Raw genomic sequence first — 23,949 nt, 5'->3', positions numbered from 1 at the left:
TCGTCCCGGGCCGTGACTGGCGCGAAGAGGTGGGCACCCACCGGGGAGCGGTCCGCGACATCCCTGCCGCGCGCCTGGGCGACCCTGTTGACGACGCCGGCCAGGAGACCCCCATGACCACTGCGCCCCCCACCCACACCACGCCCTTCGACGCCGCGACGGCCTCGGACGCCTACCGCAGCGCCCTGGCGGTGATCGGCGCCGTCGAGCCGCGGGTCGCCGCTGCCATCGGCCAGGAGCTGACCGACCAGCGCGAGTCGCTCAAGCTGATCGCCAGCGAGAACTACGCCAGCCCGGCCGTGCTGCTCACCATGGGCAACTGGTTCAGCGACAAGTACGCCGAGGGCACCGTGGGGCACCGCTTCTACGCGGGCTGCCAGAACGTCGACACCGTCGAGTCCCTGGCCGCCGAGCACGCCCGCGAGCTGTTCGGTGCCCCCTACGCCTACGTCCAGCCGCACTCGGGCATCGACGCCAACCTGGTCGCCTTCTGGGCCGTCCTCGCCCAGCGGGTGGAGCTGCCGGCACTCGAGAAGGCCGGCGCGAAGCACGTCAACGACCTCACCGACGCCGACTGGGCCACGCTGCGCCGGGCCCTCGGCGACCAGCGGATGCTCGGCATGTCCCTGGACGCCGGCGGGCACCTGACCCACGGCTTCCGCCCCAACATCAGCGGCAAGATGTTCGAGCAGTCCTCCTACGGCACCGACCCGGCCACCGAGCTGCTCGACTACGACGCCGTCCGCGCCCGGGCCCGCGAGTTCAAGCCGCTGATCATGATGGCCGGCTACTCCGCCTACCCGCGCCGCGTGAACTTCGCGACGATGCGCGAGATCGCCGACGAGGTCGGCGCAACGTTCGTCGTCGACATGGCGCACTTCGCGGGCCTGGTGGCCGGCAAGGTGCTCACCGGCGACTTCGACCCGGTGCCGCACGCCCACGTCGTCACCAGCACCAGCCACAAGTCGCTGCGCGGTCCGCGTGGTGGCTTCGTCCTGGCCCAGCCCGAGTTCGCCGACGCCGTCGACCGCGGCTGCCCGATGGTGCTCGGTGGCCCGCTGCCGCACGTGATGGCCGCCAAGGCCGTCGCCTTCGCCGAGGCGCGTCAGCCGTCCTTCGCCGGCTACGCGCAGGCCGTCGCCGACAACGCGCAGAGCCTGGCCGAGGGGCTCAGCAGCCGCGGTGCCCGCCTGGTCACCGGCGGCACCGACAACCACCTGGTGCTGCTGGACGTCACCGCCTTCGGCCTCACCGGCCGGCAGGCCGAGTCCGCGCTGCTGGACGCCGGGATCGTCACCAACCGCAACGCCATCCCCTCCGACCCGAACGGCGCCTGGTACACCTCCGGCGTCCGGCTGGGCACCCCGGCGCTGACCACCCGCGGCTTCGGCGCCGCCGAGTTCGACCGCACGGCGGAGCTCATCGTCGACGTCCTGAAGGGCGCCACCCCGACCGCGACCCGGGACGGCGGCGTCTCGAAGGCCAAGTACGTGCTCACCGACGGCCTCGCCGACCGGACCCGTGCGGCCACCGCCGAGCTGCTCGCCGCCCACCCGCTCTACCCGGGCCTCGACCTCGCCTGACCCGGCGGCGACTGCCCGTGGGGCCGGTGTGACAGGAGAACCCATCCCGCCGGCGGCCCTCCCGCGTGTGGGCGCCGCTGGCCCGGTGGCGCTCCTACACTCGACGGGGTGGACACCGCCGTGACCGACCCCGTGGTCGGCCTCGTTCTCGAGGGGCGTTACCGCCTCGAGGAACGGGTGGCGCGCGGCGGCATGTCCACCGTCTACTCGGCCACCGACCTGCGGCTGCACAAGACGGTCGCGGTCAAGGTCATGGCCGAGCACCTGGCCCACGACCCGACCTTCGTCGACCGGTTCACCCGCGAGGCCCGGGCGGCGGCGATGCTCAGCCACCCGAACGTCGTGGGGGTCAGCGACCAGGGGAGCGACCAGGGCCTGGTCTTCCTGGTCATGGAGCTGGTGCGCGGGCGCACGCTGCGCGACCTGCTCACCGCCCGCGGCCGGCTGACCGTGGCCGAGGCGTTCGCCGTCCTCGAGCCGGTGCTCTCCGGGCTGACCGCCGCGCACCGGGCCGGGATCGTGCACCGCGACATCAAGCCGGAGAACGTCCTCATCGGCATCGACGGCGTGGTCAAGGTCGCCGACTTCGGGCTCGCGCGCGCCGTCGTCGGCACCGGGCAGACCAGCCAGACCGGCGGCGTCCTCATCGGCACCGTCGCCTACCTCTCCCCCGAGCAGCTCGAGCGCGGCCGCGCCGACGCCCGGAGCGACATCTACGCCGCCGGCATCGTGCTGTACGAGATGCTCACCGGGCACCCGCCCTACGGCGGCGACACCCCGCTCGCGGTCGCCTACCAGCACGTGCACCACGACGTCCCCGCGCCGTCGGCCGAGGTCCCCGGCCTGCCCTGGCAGGTCGACGAGCTGGTCGGTCGCGGCACCCGGCGCGACCCCGCCGGCCGCCCCATCGATGCCGGCGCCTTCCTCTCCGAGCTGTTCGACGTGCGCAAGGACCTGGGCATCGAGCCGGTGCCGGTCCCCACCGGGCGCAGCACCGCCGGCCCGGGCACGCTGCGCCCGACCAACCGCCCGACCCGCCCGCGCCACCCCAGCGACCCGGGCACCGCCGTCCTCGGTGCCCAGCGCAGCGGCCGCACGAGCACGCTCCCCGGGATGGGTGCCGGCCCGACCACCGACGTCGGCGGCCGCCGTCCCGGCGTGGACCGCGCCCGCCCCGGCGTGCCGCAGCACATCCGCCGGCGCCGAGCCCGCTTCGCCGTCGCCCTCGTGCTCCTGCTCGCGATCACCATCGGCGCCGTCGGCTGGTGGCTGGGCAGCGGTCGCTGGACCGACGTCCCGGCGCTGGTCGGCAAGTCGCGCGAGGCGGCCGTGGACCTGCTCCAGGAGGCCGGCCTCGACCCCGAGCCGATCGTGCAGCAGTTCAGCGAGACCGTCCCCGCCGGCACCGTGATCTCCATCGATCCCGTCGCCGGCGGCGAGGCCATCCGGGGCACCGACGTGGAGGTCGTGGTGTCCAAGGGGCCCGAGCGCTACGTCATCGCGCCGGAGCTGGTGAGCCGGCCGGCCGACGAGGTCGAGGCCGAGCTGCAGGAGAACGTCCCGGTGCAGATCACCCGCACCGAGGTCTTCGACGACGCGGTTCCCGTCGGCATGGTGACCGGTTTCGACCCGCCGGCCGGCACCCAGCTGACGCGCGAGCAGGTCGTCACCATGCTGGTCAGCAAGGGTCACGCGCCGGTGGCCGTGCCCGACGTGACCGGCCAGACGCCGGAGCAGGCGACCGCCAACCTCGAGGAGCGCGGCTTCAAGGTCGTGCGGGGCGACGACGGACGCAGCGCCGACGTCGACAAGGGCGAGGTCATGGCCGTCGACCCGGCGCCGGGCCAGAAGGCGCCGTACCGGAGCACGGTCACGATCCGGGTCTCGGTCGGCGTCCCGCTGGTGGAGGTCCCTGACGTCGTCGGGCTGAACGAGGCCGACGCGACCGCCAAGCTGCGGGCGGTGGGCCTGCAGGTCGAGTCGACCCGGTTCTTCGGCGACCGCGTCTTCCGGCAGAGCGTGAGCCCCGGTGAGACCGTCGAGCAGGGCACCAAGGTCACGATCCTCCTGACGTTCGGATAGGTCCCACCTGCTGTGAGTTCTCCCCGCCGTGTGCCGCCGATCGGCGCGCACATCCAGATCAAGGGTGGCCTGGCCAAGGGCGGCCTGCCCTACACCGACGCCGTCGGTGCCGCCGCCGTCCAGGTCTTCGTCGGCAACCCCCGCGGCTGGAAGCTCACCCCGGGTAACCCGGCGCAGGACGCGCTCTTCACCGCCGGCTGCGCCGAGCGCGGCGTCCCGTCGTTCATCCACACGCCGTTCCTCGTGAACGTCGGCTCCCCCACCGAGGCCACCGTCGAGCAGTCGGTCGCCACGATCGCGCACAACCTGGCCCGCGGCGCCCAGCTGGGCTGCGAGGGTGTCGTCGTGCACGCGGGCTCCGCCGTCGGCGAGGACCGCTACGCCGACGCGCTACGCCAGCTGCACGAGCGGCTGCTGCCGGTGCTCGAGGCCGCCGACCCGTCCGGGCCGCGGCTGCTGATCGAGCCCACCGCCGGTGGCGGCAAGGCGCTGGCGGCCACCGTCGAGGAGCTCGGCCCCTACTTCGCCGCGCTCGAGGACCACCCGCTCGTCGGCGTCTGCTTCGACACCTGCCACGTGTGGGCGGCGGGGCACGACCTGGCGACCCCGGGCGGGATGACCGCGACGCTGGACCTGGTCGAGGCCACGGTCGGACCGGGTCGGCTCGGGCTGGTGCACGCCAACGACTCCCTCGACGGGTGCGGCTCCAAGCGCGACCGGCACACCACGATCGGCGAGGGCTCGATCGGCGTCGCGCCCTTCGCAGAGCTGCTCGCGCACCCGTCGATGGCCGGCGTCCCCGTCGTCGTCGAGACGCCCAGCCTCAAGGACGGCGACCCGTGCGGCGGCCACGCCGCCGACATCAAGCTGCTCAACTCCCTCATCCCGGACGCCCCGGCCGCCTGAGTACTCGCCGCACTGTGCGCTGATGCGCGAATCTCCGGTCCGGAACTGCGCATCACTGCTCAGCGCCGCGCCGGAGTAGGCGGAGCCGGGCGGTGTGGACCGCGACGATCTCGCGGCGGCACGCCTCGGGCGACCGCGTCAGGCGGGCGAAGCTGAACCGCAAGGTCTGCCAACCGACCGTGGCCACCAGCGCGTCCCGGCGGATATCGGCCTCGCGCTGCGCGCGCGTCCCGTGCCACGCCGCTCCGTCCATCTCGACAGCGAGCATCGATTCCTCGCACGCGGCGTCGAGGGCGAAGGTCTCGGACCCGATGCTCACCCGCCGCTGCTGCACGAATGTCGGCATGCCCGGCGTCCGGAGCACGTGCAGGCACCCCCAGATCTCGAGCTCGCTCTGACACCCGCCGATCAGCAGGTCGACGAGGTGGGCCAGCTCGCCTCGTCCGCGCAGGGCAGGGCTTCTCGACAGCTCGTGCCGCAGCTCGCGGGGCGAGCAGATGCGACGGCGCACTCCGCCGATGGCTGCCGCTCGGATGGCGGCCATGCCCCCAGGCCCCCCGGAGCCCCAGGCTTCGAGCACCGCGCGCTCCGGCGAGCTGACAGCCAGACCGTCGACGCGGCGCCTGTCCGCCCAGGCGCCCGCGGCCCTGTGCACCATCACTCCGGCCGGCCCACGGCCGCTGCCCTGGAGGCCCACGGTGATGTGCACGGGGCCGGGCGGATGCTCGATCAGCTCCCACAGGGCCAGTGCGGTCACATGGCTCGCGACGGCCTCACGCCGGTGCAGGGCCGAGGCCAGCCGGGTTCGCCAGTCCGCCGCGGTGCCGGGGAGCGCGAGGACGCCCGGACGCAGTCGCACGAGCTTCCCTGCCGCCACCCAGTCCGTCAGCGTTCTCCGGCTGACGTGCGTGAGCAGCTCCGGGACGGCGGCCCAGCCCGCCTCGCCGATCAGCCGTGCCGGGTCCCGCGCCACGCCGTCAGCCTGCTGCCGTGGTGGCCGGCACGGTTCCCTGGCGCGAGATCTGGGGACAGCGGTCGGCGATGTGCACTCATGCGCACTTCTCGCAGCCGGATGTGCGCATCAGCGCACGATGCAGCGGTGGCTCAGCGGTCGAGCAGCTCCGTCAGGACGTCGGCGGCGCGGTCGATGCCGGTCCGGTCGACGTCGAGGTGCGTGACCAGCCGGACGCGCGAGGGGCTGACCTGCGACACCAGCACGCCCTGCGCCTTGGCCGCCTCGGCGAGCACCGGCGCCTCGACGTCGTCCAGCACGACCATGTTGGTCTCCACCGACGCCGGGTCCACGCCGAGGCGCTCGGCCAGGTGCTGCGCGTTCTCGTGGTCCTCGCCCAGCCGCGGAAGGTGGTGGTCCAGCGCGTACAGGCACGCGGCCGCCAGCACGCCGACCTGGCGCATCCCGCCGCCCAGGCGCTTGCGCCACAGCCGGGCCGTCGCCATCCGCTGCGCCGAGCCCAGCAGGACCGAGCCGACCGGCGTCCCCAGGCCCTTGGAGAAGCAGACCGAGGCGGTGTCGGCCAGCCGGCCGTAGGTGGCCAGGTCGACGCCGGAGGCGACGTGCGCGTTCCAGATGCGGGCCCCGTCGAGGTGGACGGCGACGCCGGCGCCGCGGGACCAGTCCCACAGCTTCTGCAGCTCGCCCAGGGGCTGCACGCGGCCGAAGCCCCGGTTGTGCGTGTTCTCCACGGCGATGGCCGCGGTGCCGGTCAGGTACGAGTCGCCCTGGGGCCGGACCTGCGCAATCAGCGCGTCGGCGTCGAGCAGACCCCGGTCGGAGACGACGGTGCGCGTGGACAGGCCGAAGATCGCGGCCGCGGCACCCATCTCGTAGGTGACCACGTGCGCGTCGGCGTCGCAGAGCACCTCCTGGCCGGGCTCGGCGACCAGCCGCATCCCGATCTGGTTGCCCATGGTCCCCGAGGGCACGAACAGCCCCGCCTCGTGGCCGAACAGCTCCGCCGTCCGCTCCTCGAGCTCGCGCGTGGTCGGGTCCTCGGCGTAGACGTCGTCCCCCACCTCGGCCTCGGCCATGGCCTTGCGCATGCCGTCGGTCGGCCGGGTGACCGTGTCGGAACGGAGGTCGATCATCAGCCGCGCAGCATCTCGGCGACGAGGAAGGCCAGCTCCAGGGACTGCCCGGTGTTCAGGCGCGGGTCGCAGGCCGTCTCGTACCGGCTGTTGAGGTCCTCGTCGCTGATCTCCATCGCGCCGCCGAGGCACTCGGTGACGTCCTCGCCGGTGAGCTCGACGTGGATGCCGCCGGGCCAGGTGCCCAGGCCGCGGTGCACGTCGAAGAAGCCGAGCACCTCGTCGACGACGCGGTCGAAGTGGCGGGTCTTGTAGCCACTGGGCGACTCGTGGGTGTTGCCGTGCATCGGGTCGCACTGCCAGACGACCTCGTGGCCGCTGGCGGTGACCTTCTCCACGATGGCCGGCAGCACGTCGCGGATCTTCCCGTTGCCCATGCGGCTGATCAGCGTCAGCTTGCCGGGCACGCCGTCGGGGTCGAGCCGCTCGACGAGCTCGGTGGCCTGCTCCGGCGTCGTCGTCGGGCCGATCTTGACGCCGACCGGGTTGGCCAGCTTCGAGGCGAACTCGATGTGCGCGCCGTCCATCTGCCGGGTCCGCTCCCCCACCCACACGAAGTGGGCCGAGAGGGCGTAGGGGCGGCCCTCGTGCATGCGCAGCAGCGCGCGCTCGTAGTCGAGGATCAGCGCCTCGTGCGAATTGAAGAGCTCCACCCCGCGCATCGCGTCGGACTCGATGCCGCAGGCGCGCATGAACGCCAGCGCCCGGTCGATCTCGCGGGCGATGACCTCGTAGCGCACGCCGGCCGGCGAGTTGGCGACGAAGTCCTGGTTCCAGTTGTGCACCGCGTGCAGGTCGGCGAGACCACCGCGGGCGTAGGCGCGGATCATGTTCATCGCCGCCGCGGAGTTCGCGTAGGCGCGCACCAGCCGGTAGGGATCGGGGATCCGCTTCTCCAGCACCGGCTCGAGGTCGTTGACCATGTCGCCGCGGTAGGAGGGCAGCCCGAGAGCGTCGGTGTCCGACGAGCGCGGCTTGGCGTACTGCCCGGCCACCCGGCCGACCTTCACCACCGGGACGCTGGCCCCGTAGGTGAGGACGACGGCCATCTGCAGCAGCGTCCGCGTGGTGGCCTGCAGGTGCGGCTCGGTGTTGAGGTCGAAGGTCTCCGCGCAGTCGCCGCCCTGGAGCAGGAACGCCTTCCCGCGGGCCACATCGGCGAGCTGGGCGCGGAGGGCGTCCACCTCGCTCGGCGCGACGATCGGCGGCACGGTCGACAGCGTGCCGAGCACCGCGTCGAGGGCGGCGCGGTCGGGCCACGTCGGCTGCTGGGCGGCGGGCAGCTCCCGCCACCGGTCGAGACCGGGGACCTGCTCGGCAGAGACGGGAGAACTCACACCCCTGAGGGTACGGCGCGGCCTCCTGTAGCTCGTGAGAGACGCCTCACCCGAAGAAGACCTCGGCCTCGGCGTAGCGCTCCGGCGGCACCAGCTTGAGCTGCGCGGTCGCCTCGCTCAACCGCACCCGCACGATGTCGGTGCCGCGGAGGGCCACCATGATCCCCGACTGCCCGTCGTGGACGGCGTCGATCGCGGCCAGGCCGAACCGGGTGGCCAGCACCCGGTCGAACGGCGACGGCGTGCCGCCCCGCTGGACGTGCCCGAGCACCACGGCCCGCGCCTCCCGGTTCGTGCGCTCCTCGATGACCGCGGCCAGCGCCGCGCCGATGCCGCCGAGGCGCACGTGCCCGAAGGCGTCCTTCTCCCCGCCGGAGAGCATCAGCCCGCCGTCCTTGGGCGCCGCTCCCTCCGAGACGACGACGATGGGCGAGAACCCCGACTCGAACCGGTGCAGGCAGTGGCCGACGACGGCGTCGATGTCGAACGGCTTCTCCGGGATGAGGACGACGTTGGCGCCGCCGGCCATGCCCGCGTGCAGGGCGATCCAGCCCGCGTGCCGCCCCATCACCTCGACGACCAGCGTGCGGTGGTGGCTGTCGCCGGTGGTGTGCAGCCGGTCGATGGCCTCCATCGCGACGCCGACGGCGGTGTCGAAGCCGAAGGTGTAGTCGGTGGCGTCGAGGTCGTTGTCGATCGTCTTCGGCACCCCCACGACGGTCACCCCCGCCTCCGCCAGCCGGGTGGCCACGCCGAGGGTGTCCTCGCCGCCGATCGGGATCAGCGCGTCGATGCCGAGCCGGTCGAGCGTCGCGAGCACGCGCTCGGGGCCGCCGTCGACGGCGTAGGGGTTGGTGCGCGAGGTGCCGAGCACCGTGCCGCCGCGGGGCAGGAGCCCGCGCACGGCGGCCAGGTCCAGCGGCACCGTGTCGCCCTCGAGCACCCCGCGCCAGCCGTCCCGGAAGCCGACGAGTTCGTCGCCGTGCTCGCCGATGCCCTTGCGGACGACCGCCCGGATGACGGCGTTGAGGCCGGGACAGTCACCGCCGCCGGTCAGGATGCCGATGCGCATGCGTACCTCCGCGTCGAGGAGCGGGACTGTGGCCGGGTTGGCACCGGCCATGATGCCGCAGGTGGGAACCGCACCGGACCCCTTGCGCGGCATCCCCGTGACCGCCGCCGGCGGCCTCGCAGGTGTCGTTCCGGTCACCACCGGCCAGTTCCGTTCCGGATCGTCGCCGCCCTGCCGAGAACCCTTCCGGACGGCGGTCACTGGACCGCCGCGGACCGGATGGAGGACGACGCGTGCGGGGATTGCTCGAGGACAGGACGCTCCCCGGCTGGACGGACCCCAGCGCCTGGGGCATCCGCACCAAGGTGGTGGCGCTGGCGGTGTCCAGCGTGGCGGTCACGGGCGTCGCGATGGGCGGGGTGAGCGCGTGGCAGAGCGACCGCTTCGCCGACGACGCCGCCACGGACGTCAGCGCGCTGGTCGCCGAGGACATCTCGCGCACGGCGGCCGGCGTCCACGACGTCGTCGCCACGCAGGGCGCCTCCACCGCGGCGAAGGTGGACTCCGACCTGGCCGCGGCCCAGTACGTGCTCGCGCAGAACGGCGGCTTCGCCATCGGCGACGGCACCGAGGACCTCGTGCCGTGGGAGGCCAGGAACCAGGCGACCGGCGAGGTGACCCCGGTCCGGCTGCCGCAGGTCCTCGTCGGAGGCCGCTGGCTCGGGCAGAACGCCGACGTCGACGTCCCCGCCCCGGTCGTCGACGAGATCAAGACGATGGTCGGCGCCACCGTCACCATCTTCCAGCGCACCCCGCAGGGTCTCCTGCGGGTCGCGACGAACGTGCAGGCCGCCTCGGGGGCTCGCGCGATCGGCACCTACATCCCGGAGACCAACCCGGACGGCACCCCGAACGCCGTCGTCTCGACGGTGCTGGGCGGGGAGACCTACCGGGGCAACGCGCTCGTCGTCGACTCCTGGCTCGTCTCGGCCTACGCACCGCTGTTCGACCGCGCCGGCGAGGTGATCGGCGTCCTCTACGTCGGTGTGAAGCAGGAGAACCTGCCCGCCCTGCGCGAGAGCCTCGACGGCACCGAGGTCGGCGCGACGGGCCACGTCGAGGTCTACGGCGGCACCGGCGACCGCGCCGGCACCGTGCTGATCAGCCCTGACGGGGTGCGCGACGGCGAGAACATGCTCGAGGCCACCGACGCGGAGGGCTCCCCCTACGTGCAGCGGATGGTCGAGGCCGGCGTCGAGCTGGAGGCCGGCGAGCAGGCCACCGTCCGCTACGTCGACCCCGACGCGGGCCCCACCACGGTGCGGCTGTCGTACTACGCCCCGTGGGACTGGGTGATCGCGACCGTGTCCCGGGACGGCGACTTCGCGGGGCCCGTCGAGTCCCTGGCCGACGGCCGTTCCTCGATGCTGACCGCCCTGGTCGTCGCGGGTCTCGTCATCGCCGTCCTCGGTGCGCTGCTGGCGCTGTGGATGGGCCGCCGGCTCACCGCACCGCTGGAGCACCTGCGGAACCGCATGGCCGAGATCGCCGACGGCGAGGGGGACCTCACCCAGCGCATGGACGACTCGCGCTCCGACGAGGTCGGCGAGCTGTCGGGGGCGTTCAACCGGTTCGTGGACAAGGTGGCGGCCACGGTGCGCGACATCGGCCGGTGCGCCCGCGAGGTGGCCGTCTCGGCCGGCGGGGTGTCCGCCGTCGCCGACGGCCTGGCCCAGCGCGCGGCGCGCAGCCGGGACCAGGCACAGGGCGCGCACCGGGCGGCGGCCGAGATCAGCCGCAGCGTGTCCGCCGCCGCGACCGGCGCGCAGGAGATGGGTGCCTCGATCACCGAGATCTCCCGCAGTGCGGCGGAGGCCGCCGACGTGGGCCGCAAGGCCGCGGGCCTGGCCGAGCAGACCGAGTCCACCATCACCGCGCTCGGCGCGAGTTCCGCGGAGATCGGCGACGTCGTGCGCGTGATCGCCGGCGTCGCCGAGCAGACCAACCTGCTCGCGCTGAACGCCACCATCGAGGCGGCGCGCGCCGGGGACGCCGGCAAGGGATTCGCGGTGGTCGCCAACGAGGTCAAGGAGCTCGCCCAGGAGGCGGCCCGGTCCAGCGAGGAGATCACGCAGCGGGTGCAGGCCATCCAGCACGAGGTGTCGGCCGCGGTGCGCTCGATCTCGCAGATCGCCGACGTGGTCCGCTCGATGAACGACCACCAGACGACGATCGCCAGCGCCGTCGAGGAGCAGACCGCCACCACCGGAGAACTCACCCGCAGCGTCGCCTCGGCGGCCGACGGTGCCGGCACGGTGACGACGACGCTCACCACCGTGGCCGAGGACGCCGACGCCAGCGCCATCGACGTCGAGCGGGCGCGCACCGCCGCCCAGGAGCTCGACGACCTCTCCCGCGAGCTCAACCGCCTGCTCGGCGTCTTCACGGTCTGAGCGAGAGACCCCGCCCGCCCGGGCGGGGTCCCTCGCTCAGCCGGTCGCCATGGCCCAGCTCGTCGGGCCGTCCGGGGCGAGCTGCACCTCGTGCCGGACCGACATCCCGTGCGCCTCGTAGAAGGGCACGTTGGCCGGGTTCATCGTGTCGAGGCAGGCGACCAGACCGGCGTCGCGGGCGGCGGCGAGCCCGCGGTCCAGCAGCTCGCCCCCGAGCCCCTGGCGGCAGGCGTCGGGGTCGACGGCGAGCAGGTGCAGGTAGGCGTAGGGCTCCGGCGGCCGCAGTGCGTCGAGCGAGGCCATCGCCACGCCGACCTCGCGGGCGCGGGCGGCTCCCATGAACCCCGTCATCAGCCCGCCGATCGAGGGCAGCTCCTCCGGCCCGTCCGGCGGAGCGGCGTCCGGCCCGGGCCACCGCCACATCGCCACCCCCACGGGCTCCGACCGCGTGGCGACGTCGACCCGCCCGTCGGCCAGGTAGTGCTCGGCGAACAGACCGAACATCGCCGCGCAGGCGTGCGGGCGCACGTCGGGGTCGGGGAAGAACCACACCATGAGGGGGTCGTCGAAGAAGGAGCGGGCCAGCACGGTGCGCGCCCGGGCGACGCTGATCTCTGCCACGCCGTGCAGCGTCCCGGACGAGCCGGGCCGGCGCCAGGGGCCGGCGGACGATCAGCCGCTCTGCTCCTCCATCGCCCGCCAGCGCGCGAGGTTGTAGCGGGCGTCGACCAGGGCGTCGTGCGTGCCGGCCGGCTTGGGCGGGAGCGGTGGCTGGCCGCGGTCGTCCCAGCGCTGGCGCAGCTCGCGGGTGAAGCGCGGGATGGGCCGCGGCAGCGCCGGCATGGCACCCCACAGCTGCGCGAGGGCGACGTGGTCGTAGGCGGCGAACCAGGCCCACAGCTCGATCTCCTCGCCGGGGCCGGTGAGGAAGGCGAGCAGGTCGTCGCGGATCCGGTCCCGGGTGCGCCAGGCCTTGTCCGCCGGCGGGGGCAGCTGGTCCAGGACGTTGCGCCGCACCCACGGGATGGCCCGGCGCTCGTCGAACTGGGTGCTGACCGCGTAGAACTCCCGTCCGGTCTCGTCGACGACGCCGATGGAGACGAGGTCGATGGTGGTGCCGTCCTCGATGAATTCGGTGTCGTAGAAGAAGCGCCGGACCGTCATGCGGTCACCGCGTCGTCCTGCGGCGGACCGGGTTCCTGCCAGCTGTCCCGCACGGCGACGGCCTCCACCTCGACGAGCTGGTCCTCGTAGCCGAGCAGGGTCACGCCGACGAGGGTGCTGGGCGCGTCGTGGTCGCCGAAGCGCTCGCGCACCACCTGCCAGGCGGCGAGCAGGTCGGCCCGGTCGGTCGTCGCGACGTACACCGTCGTCTTGAGGACGTCGTCGAGCCCGGCGCCGGCCGCCTCCAGCGCCGTCACCAGGTTCTCCATCACCTGCCGGGCCTGCCCGGCGACGTCCCCGACGGCGACCGTCGCGCCGTCGGCGTCCAGGGGGCAGGCGCCGGCGGTGAACACCATGCGGCCCGGGTCGGTCACGGCGGCGTACGCGTACGGGGCGGTGGCGCTCAACGTCGACGGGCGCACGAGCTCGATGCCTGTGGTCACCCCGTGATCATCGGGCACCCGCGCGCCGGTGTCGCCCGGAGCACCCGCCGCCGAGATGCGCCGGAGCCGCCGGGCTATAGGTTCGCGGGCATGCCTGTTCTGGCCATCGACGCAGGTACCACCGGGGTGACGGCGCTGGTCGTCGGCGAGCAGGGCGACGTGCTGTCCCGCGGCTACCGGGAGTTCGCGCAGCTCTTCCCGCGCCCCGGCTGGGTGGAGCACGAGCCCGACGACATCTGGACGGCGACCGTCGCCGCCTGCCGCGAGGCCCTGGCGGGGACCGAGGACCAGCCGACGTGCATCGGCCTCACCGACCAGCGGGAGACCGCCGTGGTGTGGGAGCGCCGCACCCTCCACTCCCCCCGTCCGGCGATCGTGTGGCAGGACCGCCGCACCACCGGGATCTGCGACCGGCTGCGGGCCGACGGCGTGGAGGAGCGCGTCGCCGGGCTCACCGGCCTGCGGCTGGACCCGTACTTCACCGGCACGAAGTACGCCTGGCTCGCCGAGCACGAGCCACGGATGTGGTCGGGGGTGCACGACGGCTCACTGGCGCTGGGCACCGTCGACTCCTACCTGATCGCCCGGCTCACCGGCGGCGCCGTGCACGTCACCGATCCCAGCAACGCCAGCCGCACGCTGCTGTTCGACCTCGAGAAGGGCGCCTGGTCCGACGAGCTGTGCGACCTGTTCGACGTCCCCCGGTCCGCCCTGCCCGAGCTGGTCCCCAACTCCGGTGTCGTCGGCACGACCGACCCCGACTCCTTCCTCGGGCTCTCGCTGCCGATCTCGGGCATGGCCGGCGACCAGCAGGCCGCGCTCTTCGGGCAGGCGTGCTTCTCCCCCGGCATGAGCAAGTGCACCTACGGCACCGGCTCGTTCGTGCTCACCAACACCGGATCGAGCCCGGTCCGCTCGGACGCCGGCCTGCTGACCACGGTCGCCTGGGACCTCGGCGACGGGCTGGTCTACGCGCTCGAGGGGGCCATCTTCGTCACGGGTGCTGCGGTGCAGTGGCTGCGCGACGGCCTGGGCCTCATCGACTCCGCCGCCGAGATCGAGGGGCTGGCGCGCACCGTGCCCGACTCCGGCGACGTCGTCTTCGTGCCCGCGCTGACCGGCATGGGCGCACCGCACTGGGACCCGCACGCCCGCGGTGCGATCCTCGGCATCACCCGCGGGACCACGCGGGCGCACATCGCCCGGGCCACCCTCGAGGCGCTCGCCTTCGAGGTGCGCGACGTCGTCGACGTGATGGTGGACGAGGCTGGGCTCTCGGTGCCCGAGCTCTCCGCCGACGGTGGTGCGAGCGCGAACGACCTGCTGCTCCAGCTGCAGGCCGACCAGCTCGGCGTCCCGGTGCGCCGGCCCGTCGTCACCGAGACGACGGCGCTGGGGGCGGCCTTCCTGGCCGGCCTGGGCACCGGCGTCTGGAGCTCGACCGACGAGCTGGCGCAGACGTGGGCACTGGACCGCCGCTTCGAGCCGACCCACGGCCTCCGCGACGACGGCCGGCACGACCGCTGGAAGGACGCCGTCGGCCGCGCCGGCCACTGGACCAACTGAGATCCGCTTTTCCGCAGAAAAGCAGGCTGCCTTTCCGCGGAAAAGCAGAAGTCAGGCGGCGCCCTTGCGACCGCCGACGGAGTTGGTGCCGAACTCGCGGCCGTCGAGCGCGGCGATGTCCCGCTCGAGCTGCGGCACCTGGGTGGCCGCGGCCCGCATGACGAGCTTCTCCGCGATCGCGCCGGTGACCAGCTGTCGGAGGGCAGCGACCGTGCCGACCGAGCGCGGCACGAACACCCGCCGTCCTCGGGTCTCGAGGTTCTCCACCAGCGCCTCGGCGCAGGTCTCGACGGAGGTGAAGGCGCCCAGCGGCCCGGGGAGCTGCGAGCGGACCGCCTTGAAGGTGGGCAGCGCGGCCTCGGTGTCACGGACCATGTCGGTGTCGATCCAGGTCGGGTGCGCGCTGGCCACGGTCACCCCGCGGTGGGCCACCTCCAGCCGCAGCACGTCACCGAACCGCTCGACGCCGGCCTTGGAGGCGCAGTAGGCGCTCATGCCCGGCAGCACCGTGAACGCGCCGGCGGAGCTGATCAGCAGCACGTGCCCCTTGCGCTCGGCGATCTCCGGCAGCGCGGCGTGCGCGGTGAGCATGGTGCCGGTCAGGTTGACCTCGATCGTGCGGGCCAGGGCGTGCGCCGACGACGTCATCACCGTGGTGAGCGGGGCGATGCCGGCGTTGGCGACGACGACGTCCAGGCCGCCGAAGGTGTCGACGGTCCGCTGGACGGCGGCCTTCAGCGCCTCGGGGTCGGTGACGTCGGCCTCCACCCACAGGTGCTCGGGGCCCAGCTCGTCGGCCACGCGGGCGAGCTGGTCGGGCTCGAGGCCGACCAGTGCGACGCGGGCGCCCCGGGCGGCGGCCTTGCGGGCGAGCGCGGCACCGATGCCGCGTGCCGCGCCGGTGATCAGCACCGACTTCCCGGTCAGGGACGTGCGAGAAGTGCGGAAGGCCATCGTCGGCTCCTCGGGATCCGGGCGCTCGAATCGAGCGCCTGCTGAGCAGTCGTTGTAGCTTGTTGAGCGTTGCTCAGCAAGCCGGGAGTCGCGACGTAGGACGACGAGGAGCCGATCGGTGACCAGCACGCTCGAGACCCAGACCACCGCCACCCGGGAGCCCTCGGGGGCCGTCCGCGAGGTGGGCGTGGCGATCATCGGATCGGGCTTCGCCGGCCTGTGCATGGCGATCGCTCTCAAGCGGCGGGGTGAGACCGACTTCGTCCTCCTGGAGCGCGCGCAGGACGTCGGCGGCACCTGGCGGGACAACACCTATCCCGGTGCGGCCTGCGACGTGCAGTCCAACCTCTACTCGTTCTCCTTCGCGCTGAACCCCGACTGGGGCCGCTCCTACTCCGAGCAGCCGGAGATCCAGGCGTACCTGCAGCGGGTGGCGGAGGAGTTCGACGTCCGCCGGCATTGCGTCTTCGGCGCCGAGGTCGCCGGCGCACGGTGGGACGACGAGGCGCGGCGCTGGCTGGTGTCGACGGCGGCCGGCGACTTCCGGGCCCGCATCCTCGTCTCGGCGGCCGGCGCCCTGGCCGATCCCACCTATCCCGACATCCCGGGCCTGGACACCTTCGCCGGAACCGTCATGCACTCCGCCCGCTGGGACGCCGAGCACGACCTCTCGGGCGAGAAGGTCGCCGTCATCGGCACCGGCGCCTCCGCCATCCAGGTGGTCCCGGCGATCCAGCCGATCGTGGAGAGCATCGCGGTCTACCAGCGCACGCCGGCGTGGGTCGTGCCCCGTACCGACCACCCGGTCAAGCCGCTGATGCAGCGGCTCTACCGGCGCGTGCCCGGCTTCCAGAAGGCCGTCCGCGGGGGGCTGTACCTCTTCCGCGAGTTCCTGGTCATCGGCCTGGCCAAGCGTCGGCGCTTCCTCAAGCCGGTGGGCAAGCTCGCCAAGGCCCACCTCGAGCGCCAGGTGCGCGACCCGAAGCTGCGCAAGGCGCTGACGCCGGACTACACCATCGGCTGCAAGCGGATCCTCATCAGCAACGACTACTTCCCGGCCGTTGCCGCACCCAACGCCGAGCTGGTCACCGCCGGCATCGCCGAGGTCCGGCCGCATTCCGTCGTCAGCAAGGACGGCGTCGAGCGGCCCACCGACACGATCGTGCTGGCCACCGGCTTCCACGTGACCGACCTGCCGATCGCGGAGAAGATCCGCGGCCGCGACGGCCGGAGCCTGGCCGAGGTCTGGGAGGAGGGCATGGTGAGCAACCGCAGCGCCACCGTCGCGGGCTTCCCCAACATGTTCCTGCTGGTCGGGCCGAACGTGGGCGTCGGCCACACGTCGATGGTCTACATGATCGAGTCGCAGGTGAACTACGTCGACGACGCCCTGCGCACGATGGACGCCGAGGCGCTGGAGGTCCTCGAGACCACCCGCGAGGCGCAGGAGGCCTACCGCGCGCTGATCGCGGAGAAGTCGAAGGGCACCGTGTGGCTGGGCGGCGGCTGCGCCAGCTGGTACCTGGACAAGCACGGGCACAACACCACGCTGTGGCCGGACTTCACCTTCCGGTTCCGCAAGCTCACCAGGAAGCTGGACCGCGAGAACTACGTCGGCGTCCCCGCCGCTGCCCCGGCGACCACCCCGGAGGTGGCGGCATGAGCGCGGGCACGGTCCTCCGCCGCGTCGCCGCCGTCCGCACCGGGGACGGCGCGCTCATCCACGCCGTCGTCGACGGGTCCGACGACGCGCCGGTGACCCTCGTCCTGGCGCACGGCTGGACCCTGGCCCAGGCGTCCTGGGACGACGTCGCCCACCTGCTCACGCCGAAGGTCGCCGCGGGCGAGCTGCGGCTGATCCGCTACGACCAGCGCGGGCACGGCCGCAGCACCTGGGGCCGGTACGCCGACGACGTCGCGGAGCTGTCCATCGACCAGCTCGGCGCGGACCTCGGTGCCCTGCTCGACCAGCTGGTCCCGACCGGCCCGGTGGTGCTGGGCGGCCACTCCATGGGGGGCATGACGATCATGTGCCTGGCCGCGGCCCGCCCCGAGCTGTTCACCGACCGCGTCGGCGGCGTCGCCCTGGTGTCGACGTCGGCCGGCGACCTCGCGCCGTCCGGCGAGAAGCTGGCCGAGCGGCTGCAGCTCAAGCTGGCCCCCGGCCTGGTCACCGCCGCGATCGGCGGAGCGCGGCTCGTCGAGCGCTTCCGCCAGCTGGTGCCCCCGTCGCACCCCCGTCACCGGAAGATCGTCCGCGAGCTGCTGTACGGGGCCGACGCGACCGACGAGATGGTGATCGCCGGCGCCGAGATCATGCACGCCTCGACGGTGCGCGCCTTCGCCGCCTTCTACCCGGCCCTGGGCCAGCACGACAAGCGCACCGAGCTGAAGGCTCTCAGCGGGGTGCCGGTGGAGGTCCTCGTGGGCGACAGCGACAAGCTGACCCCCCAGCGGCACAGCCGGCAGCTGGCCGAGGCGCTGCCCGACGCGGCGCTGCACGTGGCCGACCGCACCGGACACATGCTCATCCAGGAGCGGCCGCGGCTGGTGGCCGACGCGATCGAGCGGCTGCTCACGGCCGCGACCGCCGGCCGGGCCGCCGCCTGACCGCGCGCTGATGGCGGCGTCCTCCACGCCCGGCTCGCCCCGGCTGCGCCGCACCGCGGGTGACCGTCGGGCGCAGCTGGTGCAGATCGGCCTCGAGCTGCTGCCGACGACCCCGGTGCAGGAGCTGACCATCGACGAGGTGGCGCGGCGGGCCGGCATCAGCCGCAGCCTGCTCTTCCACTACTTCGCGACCAAGCGCGAGTACTACACCGCGGTCACCCGGGCGGCGGCGGACTTCATGCTCGACCACCTCCTGCCTTCTCCCGGCACCTCACCGGAGGAACAGGTCTCCGGGATGCTGGACCGCTACGTGGGCTGGGTGGAGACCTTCCGGGAGAGCCACCTGGCGTTCGTGCGCGGTGCGGGCGGCGGTGACCCGTGGGTCGCGGAGGTCTACGAGGAGACCCGGGAACGGCTGGTCCAGGTTGCGCTGACGGCGCTCGAGCTCCCGGACGACGTCCGTCGCCGGCAGCTGGTGCTCGCCTGGTTCGCCTTCACCGAGGACCTCGTCGGCTCCTGGGCCGACGAGCCCACCATGAGCCGACCCGAGCTGCTCGCCCTGCTCCGCGACGTCCTGGACCGCCTCGTCGCGCACAGCTAGGCGTCCGCGGCAGCCCGGCATGTTGCAGCAGGTCGGACCCGGGTAGGGCAGCCGTCCGACCGTCCGACCCGGGCGGCACCCGGCACGGGGAGGTCCGGCATGGCCGAGAAGAGCGGCAAGGGCAGCGACACGGCCAAGAAGGCGAACGCGAAGGCGGGGAAGGAGGGGAAGAAGAACCCGCGCACCAGCTCCGCCGCGCAGAGCGAGCTGGGGAAGAAGGGCGGGAAGAAAGGCGGCAAGAAGAGCAAGAAGTCCTGACCGCCCGGCGACGCCGCCGGTAGGTCAGCCGGCGAGCGTCGTCGGGGCGCGGTCGGCCGCCTCGGTCACCGGAGGCTGCAGGGTGGCGACGGCGTCGGCGGCGCTGGAGCTCCCCGCCGTCATCGACTTCTTCACCGTCGCCCCGTAGACGTCGACGTACTCCTGCCCCGACAGCGTCATGATCTCGTACATGATCTCGTCGGTGATCGAGCGCTCGACGAAGCGGTCACCGGCCAGGCCCTCGTAGCGGGAGAAGTCCAGCGGCTCCCCGAAGCGGACCTTCACCCGCATGATCTTCTTCCCGAACGGCAGCTTCTGGTGCGAGTAGCACATGGCGACCGGGACGACCGGCACACCGGTCTGCAGCGCCATCCGCGCGACGCCGATCTTGCCGCGGAAGAGCCGGCCGTCGGGCGAGCGCGTGCCCTCGGGGTAGATGCCCAGGAGCTTGCCGTCGCGGAGGATGCCCAGACCGGTCTGGATGGCGTCCTCGGCCGCCGAGGCGCTGGTGCGGTCGATGGGCACCTGCCCGGCTCCGGAGAAGAACGCGCGCTGGAGGAACCCCTTCACCCCCGTGCCGGTGAAGTACTCGGCCTTGGCGAGGAAGGTGACCCGCCGCCTGATCGACAGCGGCATGAAGATCCAGTCGGCCGCGGACAGGTGGTTGCTCGCCAGGATGGCCGCACCGCTGGCGGGGACGTGCTCGACGCCCTCGGCGCGGGGACGGAAGAGCACGCGCACCGCGGGGCCGATGGCGACGAACTTGAGGAACCAGTAGAACAACACGCCTCCCTCGTGGACTGCCAGACTAGGGAGCAGGGGGGCCGTAGGACAATCGGTGCGTCCAGTGCGAGGGATCACTCGCCGCCCCCGGCCCGCCCCACCACAGGAGACGCCCGTGCCCGCACCGTTCGAGCCGACGCCCCCGGTCCTCCCGGGCGCGGAGCCCTTCGACTTCCCGGGCAGCGGCGACCACGGGCGCACGGGTGTGCTGCTGGTGCACGGCTTCACCGGCACCCCGATGAGCATGCGTCCCTGGGGCGAGCACCTCGCCGCGCAGGGCTTCACGGTTCGCTGCCCGCTGCTGCCCGGCCACGGCACGAGCTGGCAGGACTGCAACACCAGCACCCACGAGCAGTGGACGACCGAGGTCGAGCGCGCCTTCGGCGAGCTGGCCGCCACCTGCGACCGCGTGTTCGTGGCGGGGCTGTCCATGGGCGGCACGCTGGCCACCCGGCTGGCCGAGGTGCGCTCCGCCGACGTCGCCGGCCTCCTGCTGGTCAACCCGGCGCTGTTCACCCAGCGCCTGGACGCGAAGCTGCTGCCGCTCATCGCCCGGCTGACCCCGAGCTGGGCCCCGATCGCCAGCGACATCAAGAAGCCCGGCGTCGTCGAGCTGGCCTACCCGAAGCTGCCGACGCGGGCGATGCTGCAGCTGCGCACGCTCTGGGGGCTCACCCGCGCCGACCTGCGGCGCGTGACCGCGCCGGTCATCGTCTTCCACAGCATCGAGGACCACGTGGTCGAGCCGGCCAACAGCGAGGTGCTGCTGGCGTCGGTGTCCAGCCGCGACACCACCGAGGTCGTCCTCGGGAACAGCTACCACGTCGCCACCCTGGACAACGACGCCCCGCAGATCTTCGAGCGCTCGGCGGCCTGGATCCGCGAGCGCACACCCGCTCCCGAGCGGGAGAGGACGACGTCGTGACCGGTCGCCGAGGGCGGCGGGACAACGGGCTGCCGGCCACCTCGTGGAGTCCCCTGCGCGACGTCGACCCGCGCGTGGGCGAGCACCTGCTCGACGTCCTCGAGGCGGCGGGCATCGCGGCCTACCTCGACCCGTCGGCCGACGTGGGTCCGTACACCCGCGAGGTCTCGCTGCCGAGCCCGCCGTCGGACCGGCTCTTCGTCGACCGCGCCCGGCAGTCCGAGGCGCGCGTCCTCGTGGACGAGCACGCCGACGAGCACCCGCGCCGGGCGGCCGAGCCGGCACCGGTGCGCGCCGACCTGGACGAGGACGCCGAGTGGTCGCGCATCGTCGCCGCCTACGAGGCCGAGCACGGTGCGGCACGGGTCGACGAGCAGCCGTCCGACGCACCCCCGCCTCCTCCCCACGAGGTGTCGGTGCTCGACCTGCCCGAGGAGCACTACGAGCCGCCGGCGCCGCCACCCGTGCCGGTCCCGGCCCCGCACGCGCTCTACGCCGGGCTGCTGGTGCTCCTCGGCCTGGTGCTCATCGCCGTCCCCGGGTCGCTGCGCCTGTCGGCGGACCTGGGGCTGGTGCTCGGGGTCGCCGCGATCGCCGGCGGTGCCGCGATGCTGGTGTCGCGCATGCGTGACCGCTCCGACCACGACGGGGACGACGGCGCCGTCGTCTGACGGGTCAGGCCTCGCCCTCGGCGACGGCGCGACGGACGAGATCGGCGGCTCCGACCAGACCCGCCTGCGCACCGAGCTCGGCGGCCACGATCCGCGGGCCGGGACGGAACCCGCGGCCCGGCAGCGCGCGCTCGAGCCGGGCCCGGGCGGGCCCCAGGACCATCTCGCCCAGCACGCTCACACCCCCACCGATGACGACGACCTCGGGGTCGAGGACGGCGGCGAGGTCGGCGATGCCCTGGCCGAGCCACACCCCCACCTCGGTGACCAGCTCGAGCGCCAGCGGGTCGCCGTCGTAGGCCGCGCGGGCGACGTCCTCGCCGGTCAGCCGGGCGGCCTGCCCGTCCACCCGCTCGAGCAGCAGCGCGGCCGCGGCCGGTGAGGTGCTCGCCACCTCGCGCGCGGTCTGCCCCAGGGCCGAGCCGCTGGCGTACTGCTCCCAGCACCCGCGGTTGCCGCACGCGCACAGCCGTCCATCGGGGACGACGCGCATGTGGCCCCACTCCCCCGCGACGCCGTGCGCGCCGCGCTGCAGCCGGCCGTCCATGACGATCCCGCCACCGATGCCGGTGCCCAGCGTGATCATCAGCGCGAGATCCGCTCCGCGGGCGGCGCCGTAGCGGTACTCGGCCCAGGCGGCGGCGTCGGCGTCGTTGCCCACCCACAGGGGGCGCTGCAGCCGCGCGGCCAGGTCCTTGCGCAGCGAGGCGTGCCGCCAGGCCAGGTGCGGGCTGAACAGCACGGTGTCCCCGGTGCGGTCGAACCAGCCGGCCGCGCCGATGCCGGCACCCACCAGCTCGCCGTCGTGGCCGGCCGCCAGCTCCTCGGCCACGGCCGCGATGGCGTCCTCGGTGTCGGAGACCGAGGCGCCGGGGGTGGCCCGCCGGGCGGTGGCCAGGATGGTGCCGTCGGGCGCCACGACCCCACCGGCGACCTTGGTGCCGCCGATGTCGATGCCCAGCGCGGCGAGCGACGCGGGTGCCGCGCCGCTCACGCGATGTCGATCCGCTGCACCGCTCCGGGACCGCTGTCGCCGTCCCGGTCGTCCGCCGGCCCGGGTGCCTCCGCGTCGGCAGCCGCACCGCTCGACCGGGCCGGCTCCCCCGCCAGGTCGCGCAGCACCGAGGCGGTGGTGGCGAGCACGTCGGCCAGCGCGGCGGTGACCTCGGGGCGCTCGCCCCGCACGACCGCCGCGGCCTGGCAGACGGGGCACCAGCGGCAGTCGCCCCCGTGCGCCGGCCGGCCCTCGCCGGAGTTCCCCGGGTCGGCCGCCGCAGCGCCGGCGGGCGGGCGGAGCACGTCGAGCAGCCTGCGGGCGGCGTCGGCCCAGTCGGCGGGGGTGGTCATGGCGTTCTCCTCACCGCGGCCAGCAGGTCAGCCGGCCAGAGCTGTTCGTCGGGTCGGAAGGAGACCACGAGCCGGGCGTCCGCGCTGCCCGGGTCGGTCATCCTGCCCCCCGTGACCTCGCAACGGCGCAGCAGCGGGTCCAGCCGCAGCGACCTGCGGCCGCCGGCGACGGTGACCACGAGGTCGTCCTCCCAGCGGGTCACGCCGACGGCGCCGCGCTCGGCGAAGGGCAGCGGGACGGCCAGCTCCCAGACGTCGTCGCGGCGCTCGGTGACCGGCTCGGGGAGGCCGCCGCCGTGGGGCAGCGCGACGTCGGCGAGGAGGGCGGACAGGGCCGCGAGGTCCGCGGGCCCCGTGGCCCCCTCGGGGATGCGCTGCACGGGCGCCAGCTCCGCCAGGGCGGCCAGCTCGGCGGCCTGCTCCTCGAGACGGGTGCGCCACCACTCCCCCGTGCCGTCCTCCGGCAGGATCCGGGCCAGCACGGCCGCCGGGCGCACCCCGTGCAGGCCCAGCACCGCGGCCGGCTCCCGGAGCGACGCCGCCGTCCCGGCGCGGGGCACGGCGGCCAGGTACACCGCGGTCCCCGAGGCGTCGGCCAGCCGGTCGGCCGCCAGGAGCGCCTCGATCTGTGGCACGAGTGCGAGGGCGGCGTCGACCGGGCCGCGCCGGACGGCGCCGGTGCCGACGGCGGCCGAGCGGAGCGCGCCGAGCGCACGCGCACCCGGGGGCATCAGCCGGTCCAGCCACCAGCGCAGCGTCGCCGGCAGGCCGAGCAGGGCGGCGGTCTGCTCGGGCGTGCCGGCGTCCACGACGACCAGGTCGGCCCGGGCCTGCCCCAGCTCGGCGAACAGCGCCAGGTCGGCCGCTCCGGGCAGCGGCGTCACCGAGGACGCCGGCGGCAGCGCGACCTGCGGCACCGAGGACGCCGCGGGGACCACCGTGGTGCTCCAGAACCGCTCCACCGCCGCGCCGGCGTCGACGACCCGGACCTCGAGACCGGGCACGGCGTCGAGACCGCCGACCGCGGGCGTCCGGCGGGTCAGCAGGACGGTGGCGCGCCCCGTGCCGGCCGCACGGACCGCGGCGGCTGCGGCCAGCGTGGTGGAACCGGCCCCGCCGGGGCCGGTGACGACGAGGGTGCGCACGCG

23 protein-coding genes and 1 riboswitch are annotated in these 23,949 nt (G+C 74.0%); of the genes, 11 read left to right on the top strand and 12 right to left on the bottom strand.

The features are described from left to right. Positions 1-2 precede the first annotated feature (2 nt). Positions 3-87: riboswitch (ZMP/ZTP riboswitch) on the top strand. A gap of 26 nt (positions 88-113) precedes the next feature. The 3 genes from BLS70_RS10510 to BLS70_RS10500 all read left to right on the top strand — a co-directional run bounded on the left by BLS70_RS10510 (position 114) and on the right by BLS70_RS10500 (position 4,571). After that, the gene (locus tag BLS70_RS10510) at positions 114-1,583 is read left to right on the top strand and encodes a glycine hydroxymethyltransferase (protein ID WP_091766961.1); all 1,470 of its coding nucleotides are present in this window, start codon (positions 114-116) and stop codon (positions 1,581-1,583) included. A 108-nt stretch (positions 1,584-1,691) separates the two neighbouring features. Further along, positions 1,692-3,665 carry a Stk1 family PASTA domain-containing Ser/Thr kinase gene (pknB, locus tag BLS70_RS10505; protein ID WP_091766959.1) on the top strand — a complete coding sequence of 658 codons (1,974 nt, stop codon included), beginning with the start codon at positions 1,692-1,694 and terminating at the stop codon, positions 3,663-3,665. Positions 3,666-3,677: 12 nt separating this feature from the next. Next, positions 3,678-4,571 (top strand): deoxyribonuclease IV, encoded by an 894-nt coding sequence (locus BLS70_RS10500; protein WP_255362382.1) that lies wholly within the window; start codon positions 3,678-3,680, stop codon positions 4,569-4,571. A 52-nt stretch (positions 4,572-4,623) separates the two neighbouring features. Here the strand turns inward: BLS70_RS10500 and BLS70_RS10495 are convergent, their stop codons facing one another. The 4 genes from BLS70_RS10495 to BLS70_RS10480 all read right to left on the bottom strand — a co-directional run bounded on the left by BLS70_RS10495 (position 4,624) and on the right by BLS70_RS10480 (position 9,086). Continuing rightward, entirely contained in the window at positions 4,624-5,544 is a 921-nt protein-coding gene (locus tag BLS70_RS10495; protein WP_091766954.1) for a DUF559 domain-containing protein, read from the bottom strand. A gap of 131 nt (positions 5,545-5,675) precedes the next feature. Next, the gene (locus BLS70_RS10490; protein ID WP_091766952.1) at positions 5,676-6,677 is read right to left on the bottom strand and encodes a threonine aldolase family protein; all 1,002 of its coding nucleotides are present in this window, start codon (positions 6,675-6,677) and stop codon (positions 5,676-5,678) included. Then, positions 6,677-8,014 carry a class II 3-deoxy-7-phosphoheptulonate synthase gene (locus BLS70_RS10485; RefSeq protein ID WP_091766949.1) on the bottom strand — a complete coding sequence of 446 codons (1,338 nt, stop codon included), beginning with the start codon at positions 8,012-8,014 and terminating at the stop codon, positions 6,677-6,679. The genes BLS70_RS10490 and BLS70_RS10485 overlap by 1 nt, the downstream gene beginning before the upstream one ends. Positions 8,015-8,060: 46 nt before the next feature. Beyond that, positions 8,061-9,086 (bottom strand): 6-phosphofructokinase, encoded by a 1,026-nt coding sequence (locus BLS70_RS10480; RefSeq protein ID WP_091767333.1) that lies wholly within the window; start codon positions 9,084-9,086, stop codon positions 8,061-8,063. Between the two features lie 233 nt (positions 9,087-9,319). Here BLS70_RS10480 and BLS70_RS10475 point away from each other — a divergent pair, with 233 nt between their 5' ends. After that, the gene (locus BLS70_RS10475) at positions 9,320-11,479 is read left to right on the top strand and encodes a methyl-accepting chemotaxis protein (protein WP_255362381.1); all 2,160 of its coding nucleotides are present in this window, start codon (positions 9,320-9,322) and stop codon (positions 11,477-11,479) included. Positions 11,480-11,515: 36 nt separating this feature from the next. Here the strand turns inward: BLS70_RS10475 and BLS70_RS10470 are convergent, their stop codons facing one another. The 3 genes from BLS70_RS10470 to BLS70_RS10460 are packed head-to-tail and all read right to left on the bottom strand — an operon-like array spanning position 11,516 to position 13,086. Beyond that, the gene (locus BLS70_RS10470; RefSeq protein ID WP_091766947.1) at positions 11,516-12,100 is read right to left on the bottom strand and encodes a GNAT family N-acetyltransferase; all 585 of its coding nucleotides are present in this window, start codon (positions 12,098-12,100) and stop codon (positions 11,516-11,518) included. 51 nt (positions 12,101-12,151) lie between these two features. Continuing rightward, entirely contained in the window at positions 12,152-12,643 is a 492-nt protein-coding gene (locus tag BLS70_RS10465) for a polyadenylate-specific 3'-exoribonuclease AS (protein WP_091766945.1), read from the bottom strand. Next, a complete protein-coding gene (locus BLS70_RS10460; protein WP_091766943.1) occupies positions 12,640-13,086 on the bottom strand; it encodes a RidA family protein in 447 nt (148 codons plus the stop codon). Before BLS70_RS10460 ends, BLS70_RS10465 begins: the two co-directional genes overlap by 4 nt. Positions 13,087-13,176: 90 nt before the next feature. Between BLS70_RS10460 and glpK the strand changes: the two genes are divergently transcribed. Then, positions 13,177-14,652, top strand: coding sequence for a glycerol kinase GlpK (gene glpK, locus BLS70_RS10455; RefSeq protein WP_091766941.1), 1,476 nt, complete (start codon positions 13,177-13,179; stop codon positions 14,650-14,652). A 51-nt stretch (positions 14,653-14,703) separates the two neighbouring features. Here glpK and BLS70_RS10450 read toward each other — a convergent pair whose 3' ends face one another. Then, entirely contained in the window at positions 14,704-15,606 is a 903-nt protein-coding gene (locus BLS70_RS10450; RefSeq protein WP_091766939.1) for an SDR family oxidoreductase, read from the bottom strand. A 118-nt stretch (positions 15,607-15,724) separates the two neighbouring features. On the opposite strand from BLS70_RS10450, the gene BLS70_RS10445 reads away from it, so the two are divergent. From BLS70_RS10445 to BLS70_RS20760, 4 genes are all read left to right on the top strand, one after another. Continuing rightward, entirely contained in the window at positions 15,725-17,269 is a 1,545-nt protein-coding gene (locus BLS70_RS10445; protein ID WP_255362380.1) for a flavin-containing monooxygenase, read from the top strand. After that, a complete protein-coding gene (locus tag BLS70_RS10440; RefSeq protein ID WP_091766936.1) occupies positions 17,266-18,216 on the top strand; it encodes an alpha/beta fold hydrolase in 951 nt (316 codons plus the stop codon). Before BLS70_RS10445 ends, BLS70_RS10440 begins: the two co-directional genes overlap by 4 nt. 10 nt (positions 18,217-18,226) lie before the next feature. Next, positions 18,227-18,817, top strand: a complete 591-nt coding sequence (locus tag BLS70_RS10435) for a TetR/AcrR family transcriptional regulator (protein WP_091766934.1) — start codon at positions 18,227-18,229, stop codon at positions 18,815-18,817. A gap of 99 nt (positions 18,818-18,916) precedes the next feature. Next, positions 18,917-19,075 carry a hypothetical protein gene (locus BLS70_RS20760; RefSeq protein ID WP_176946356.1) on the top strand — a complete coding sequence of 53 codons (159 nt, stop codon included), beginning with the start codon at positions 18,917-18,919 and terminating at the stop codon, positions 19,073-19,075. A 24-nt stretch (positions 19,076-19,099) separates the two neighbouring features. Here the strand turns inward: BLS70_RS20760 and BLS70_RS10430 are convergent, their stop codons facing one another. Next, complete coding sequence (locus tag BLS70_RS10430) at positions 19,100-19,861, bottom strand: lysophospholipid acyltransferase family protein (RefSeq protein WP_255362379.1); 762 nt, start codon at positions 19,859-19,861, stop codon at positions 19,100-19,102. A 112-nt stretch (positions 19,862-19,973) separates the two neighbouring features. Here BLS70_RS10430 and BLS70_RS10425 point away from each other — a divergent pair, with 112 nt between their 5' ends. Together BLS70_RS10425 and BLS70_RS10420 are read left to right on the top strand one after the other, a co-directional pair. Continuing rightward, on the top strand, positions 19,974-20,783 hold the full coding sequence (locus BLS70_RS10425) for an alpha/beta hydrolase (RefSeq protein ID WP_091766932.1): 810 nt from the start codon (positions 19,974-19,976) through the stop codon (positions 20,781-20,783). Further along, positions 20,780-21,454: a hypothetical protein gene (locus BLS70_RS10420; protein WP_091766930.1), complete on the top strand. Its 675-nt coding sequence runs from the start codon at positions 20,780-20,782 to the stop codon at positions 21,452-21,454. Before BLS70_RS10425 ends, BLS70_RS10420 begins: the two co-directional genes overlap by 4 nt. A 4-nt stretch (positions 21,455-21,458) precedes the next feature. Here BLS70_RS10420 and BLS70_RS10415 read toward each other — a convergent pair whose 3' ends face one another. Genes BLS70_RS10415 through BLS70_RS10405 form a run of 3 tightly spaced genes read right to left on the bottom strand, consistent with a single transcriptional unit; the run spans position 21,459 to position 23,946 of the window. Then, complete coding sequence (locus BLS70_RS10415; protein ID WP_091766928.1) at positions 21,459-22,448, bottom strand: ROK family protein; 990 nt, start codon at positions 22,446-22,448, stop codon at positions 21,459-21,461. After that, entirely contained in the window at positions 22,445-22,801 is a 357-nt protein-coding gene (locus BLS70_RS10410; RefSeq protein WP_091766925.1) for a hypothetical protein, read from the bottom strand. The genes BLS70_RS10415 and BLS70_RS10410 overlap by 4 nt, the downstream gene beginning before the upstream one ends. Then, a complete protein-coding gene (locus tag BLS70_RS10405) occupies positions 22,798-23,946 on the bottom strand; it encodes an ArsA family ATPase (protein WP_091766922.1) in 1,149 nt (382 codons plus the stop codon). The genes BLS70_RS10410 and BLS70_RS10405 overlap by 4 nt, the downstream gene beginning before the upstream one ends. Between the last annotated feature and the right edge of the window lie 3 nt (positions 23,947-23,949).

This window comes from Blastococcus aurantiacus (genome assembly GCF_900102425.1).
Classification (GTDB): Bacteria; Actinomycetota; Actinomycetes; order Mycobacteriales; family Geodermatophilaceae; genus Blastococcus; species Blastococcus aurantiacus.
Note: the sequence above shows the minus strand (reverse complement) of the source record. Positions and strands in the feature narration are given on the sequence as shown.

Bases quoted from the DNA above. Each gene is read 5' to 3' on its own strand.
- BLS70_RS10510 (WP_091766961.1), top strand. From the start codon at position 114: ATGACCACTGCGCCCCCCACCCACACCACGCCCTTCGACGCCGCGACG.
- BLS70_RS10490 (WP_091766952.1), bottom strand. From the start codon at position 6,677: ATGATCGACCTCCGTTCCGACACGGTCACCCGGCCGACCGACGGCATG.
- BLS70_RS10480 (WP_091767333.1), bottom strand. From the start codon at position 9,086: ATGCGCATCGGCATCCTGACCGGCGGCGGTGACTGTCCCGGCCTCAAC.
- BLS70_RS10465 (WP_091766945.1), bottom strand. From the start codon at position 12,643: ATGACGGTCCGGCGCTTCTTCTACGACACCGAATTCATCGAGGACGGC.
- glpK (WP_091766941.1), top strand. From the start codon at position 13,177: ATGCCTGTTCTGGCCATCGACGCAGGTACCACCGGGGTGACGGCGCTG.
- BLS70_RS10450 (WP_091766939.1), bottom strand. From the start codon at position 15,606: ATGGCCTTCCGCACTTCTCGCACGTCCCTGACCGGGAAGTCGGTGCTG.
- BLS70_RS10440 (WP_091766936.1), top strand. From the start codon at position 17,266: ATGAGCGCGGGCACGGTCCTCCGCCGCGTCGCCGCCGTCCGCACCGGG.
- BLS70_RS10435 (WP_091766934.1), top strand. From the start codon at position 18,227: ATGGCGGCGTCCTCCACGCCCGGCTCGCCCCGGCTGCGCCGCACCGCG.
- BLS70_RS20760 (WP_176946356.1), top strand. From the start codon at position 18,917: ATGGCCGAGAAGAGCGGCAAGGGCAGCGACACGGCCAAGAAGGCGAAC.
- BLS70_RS10410 (WP_091766925.1), bottom strand. From the start codon at position 22,801: ATGACCACCCCCGCCGACTGGGCCGACGCCGCCCGCAGGCTGCTCGAC.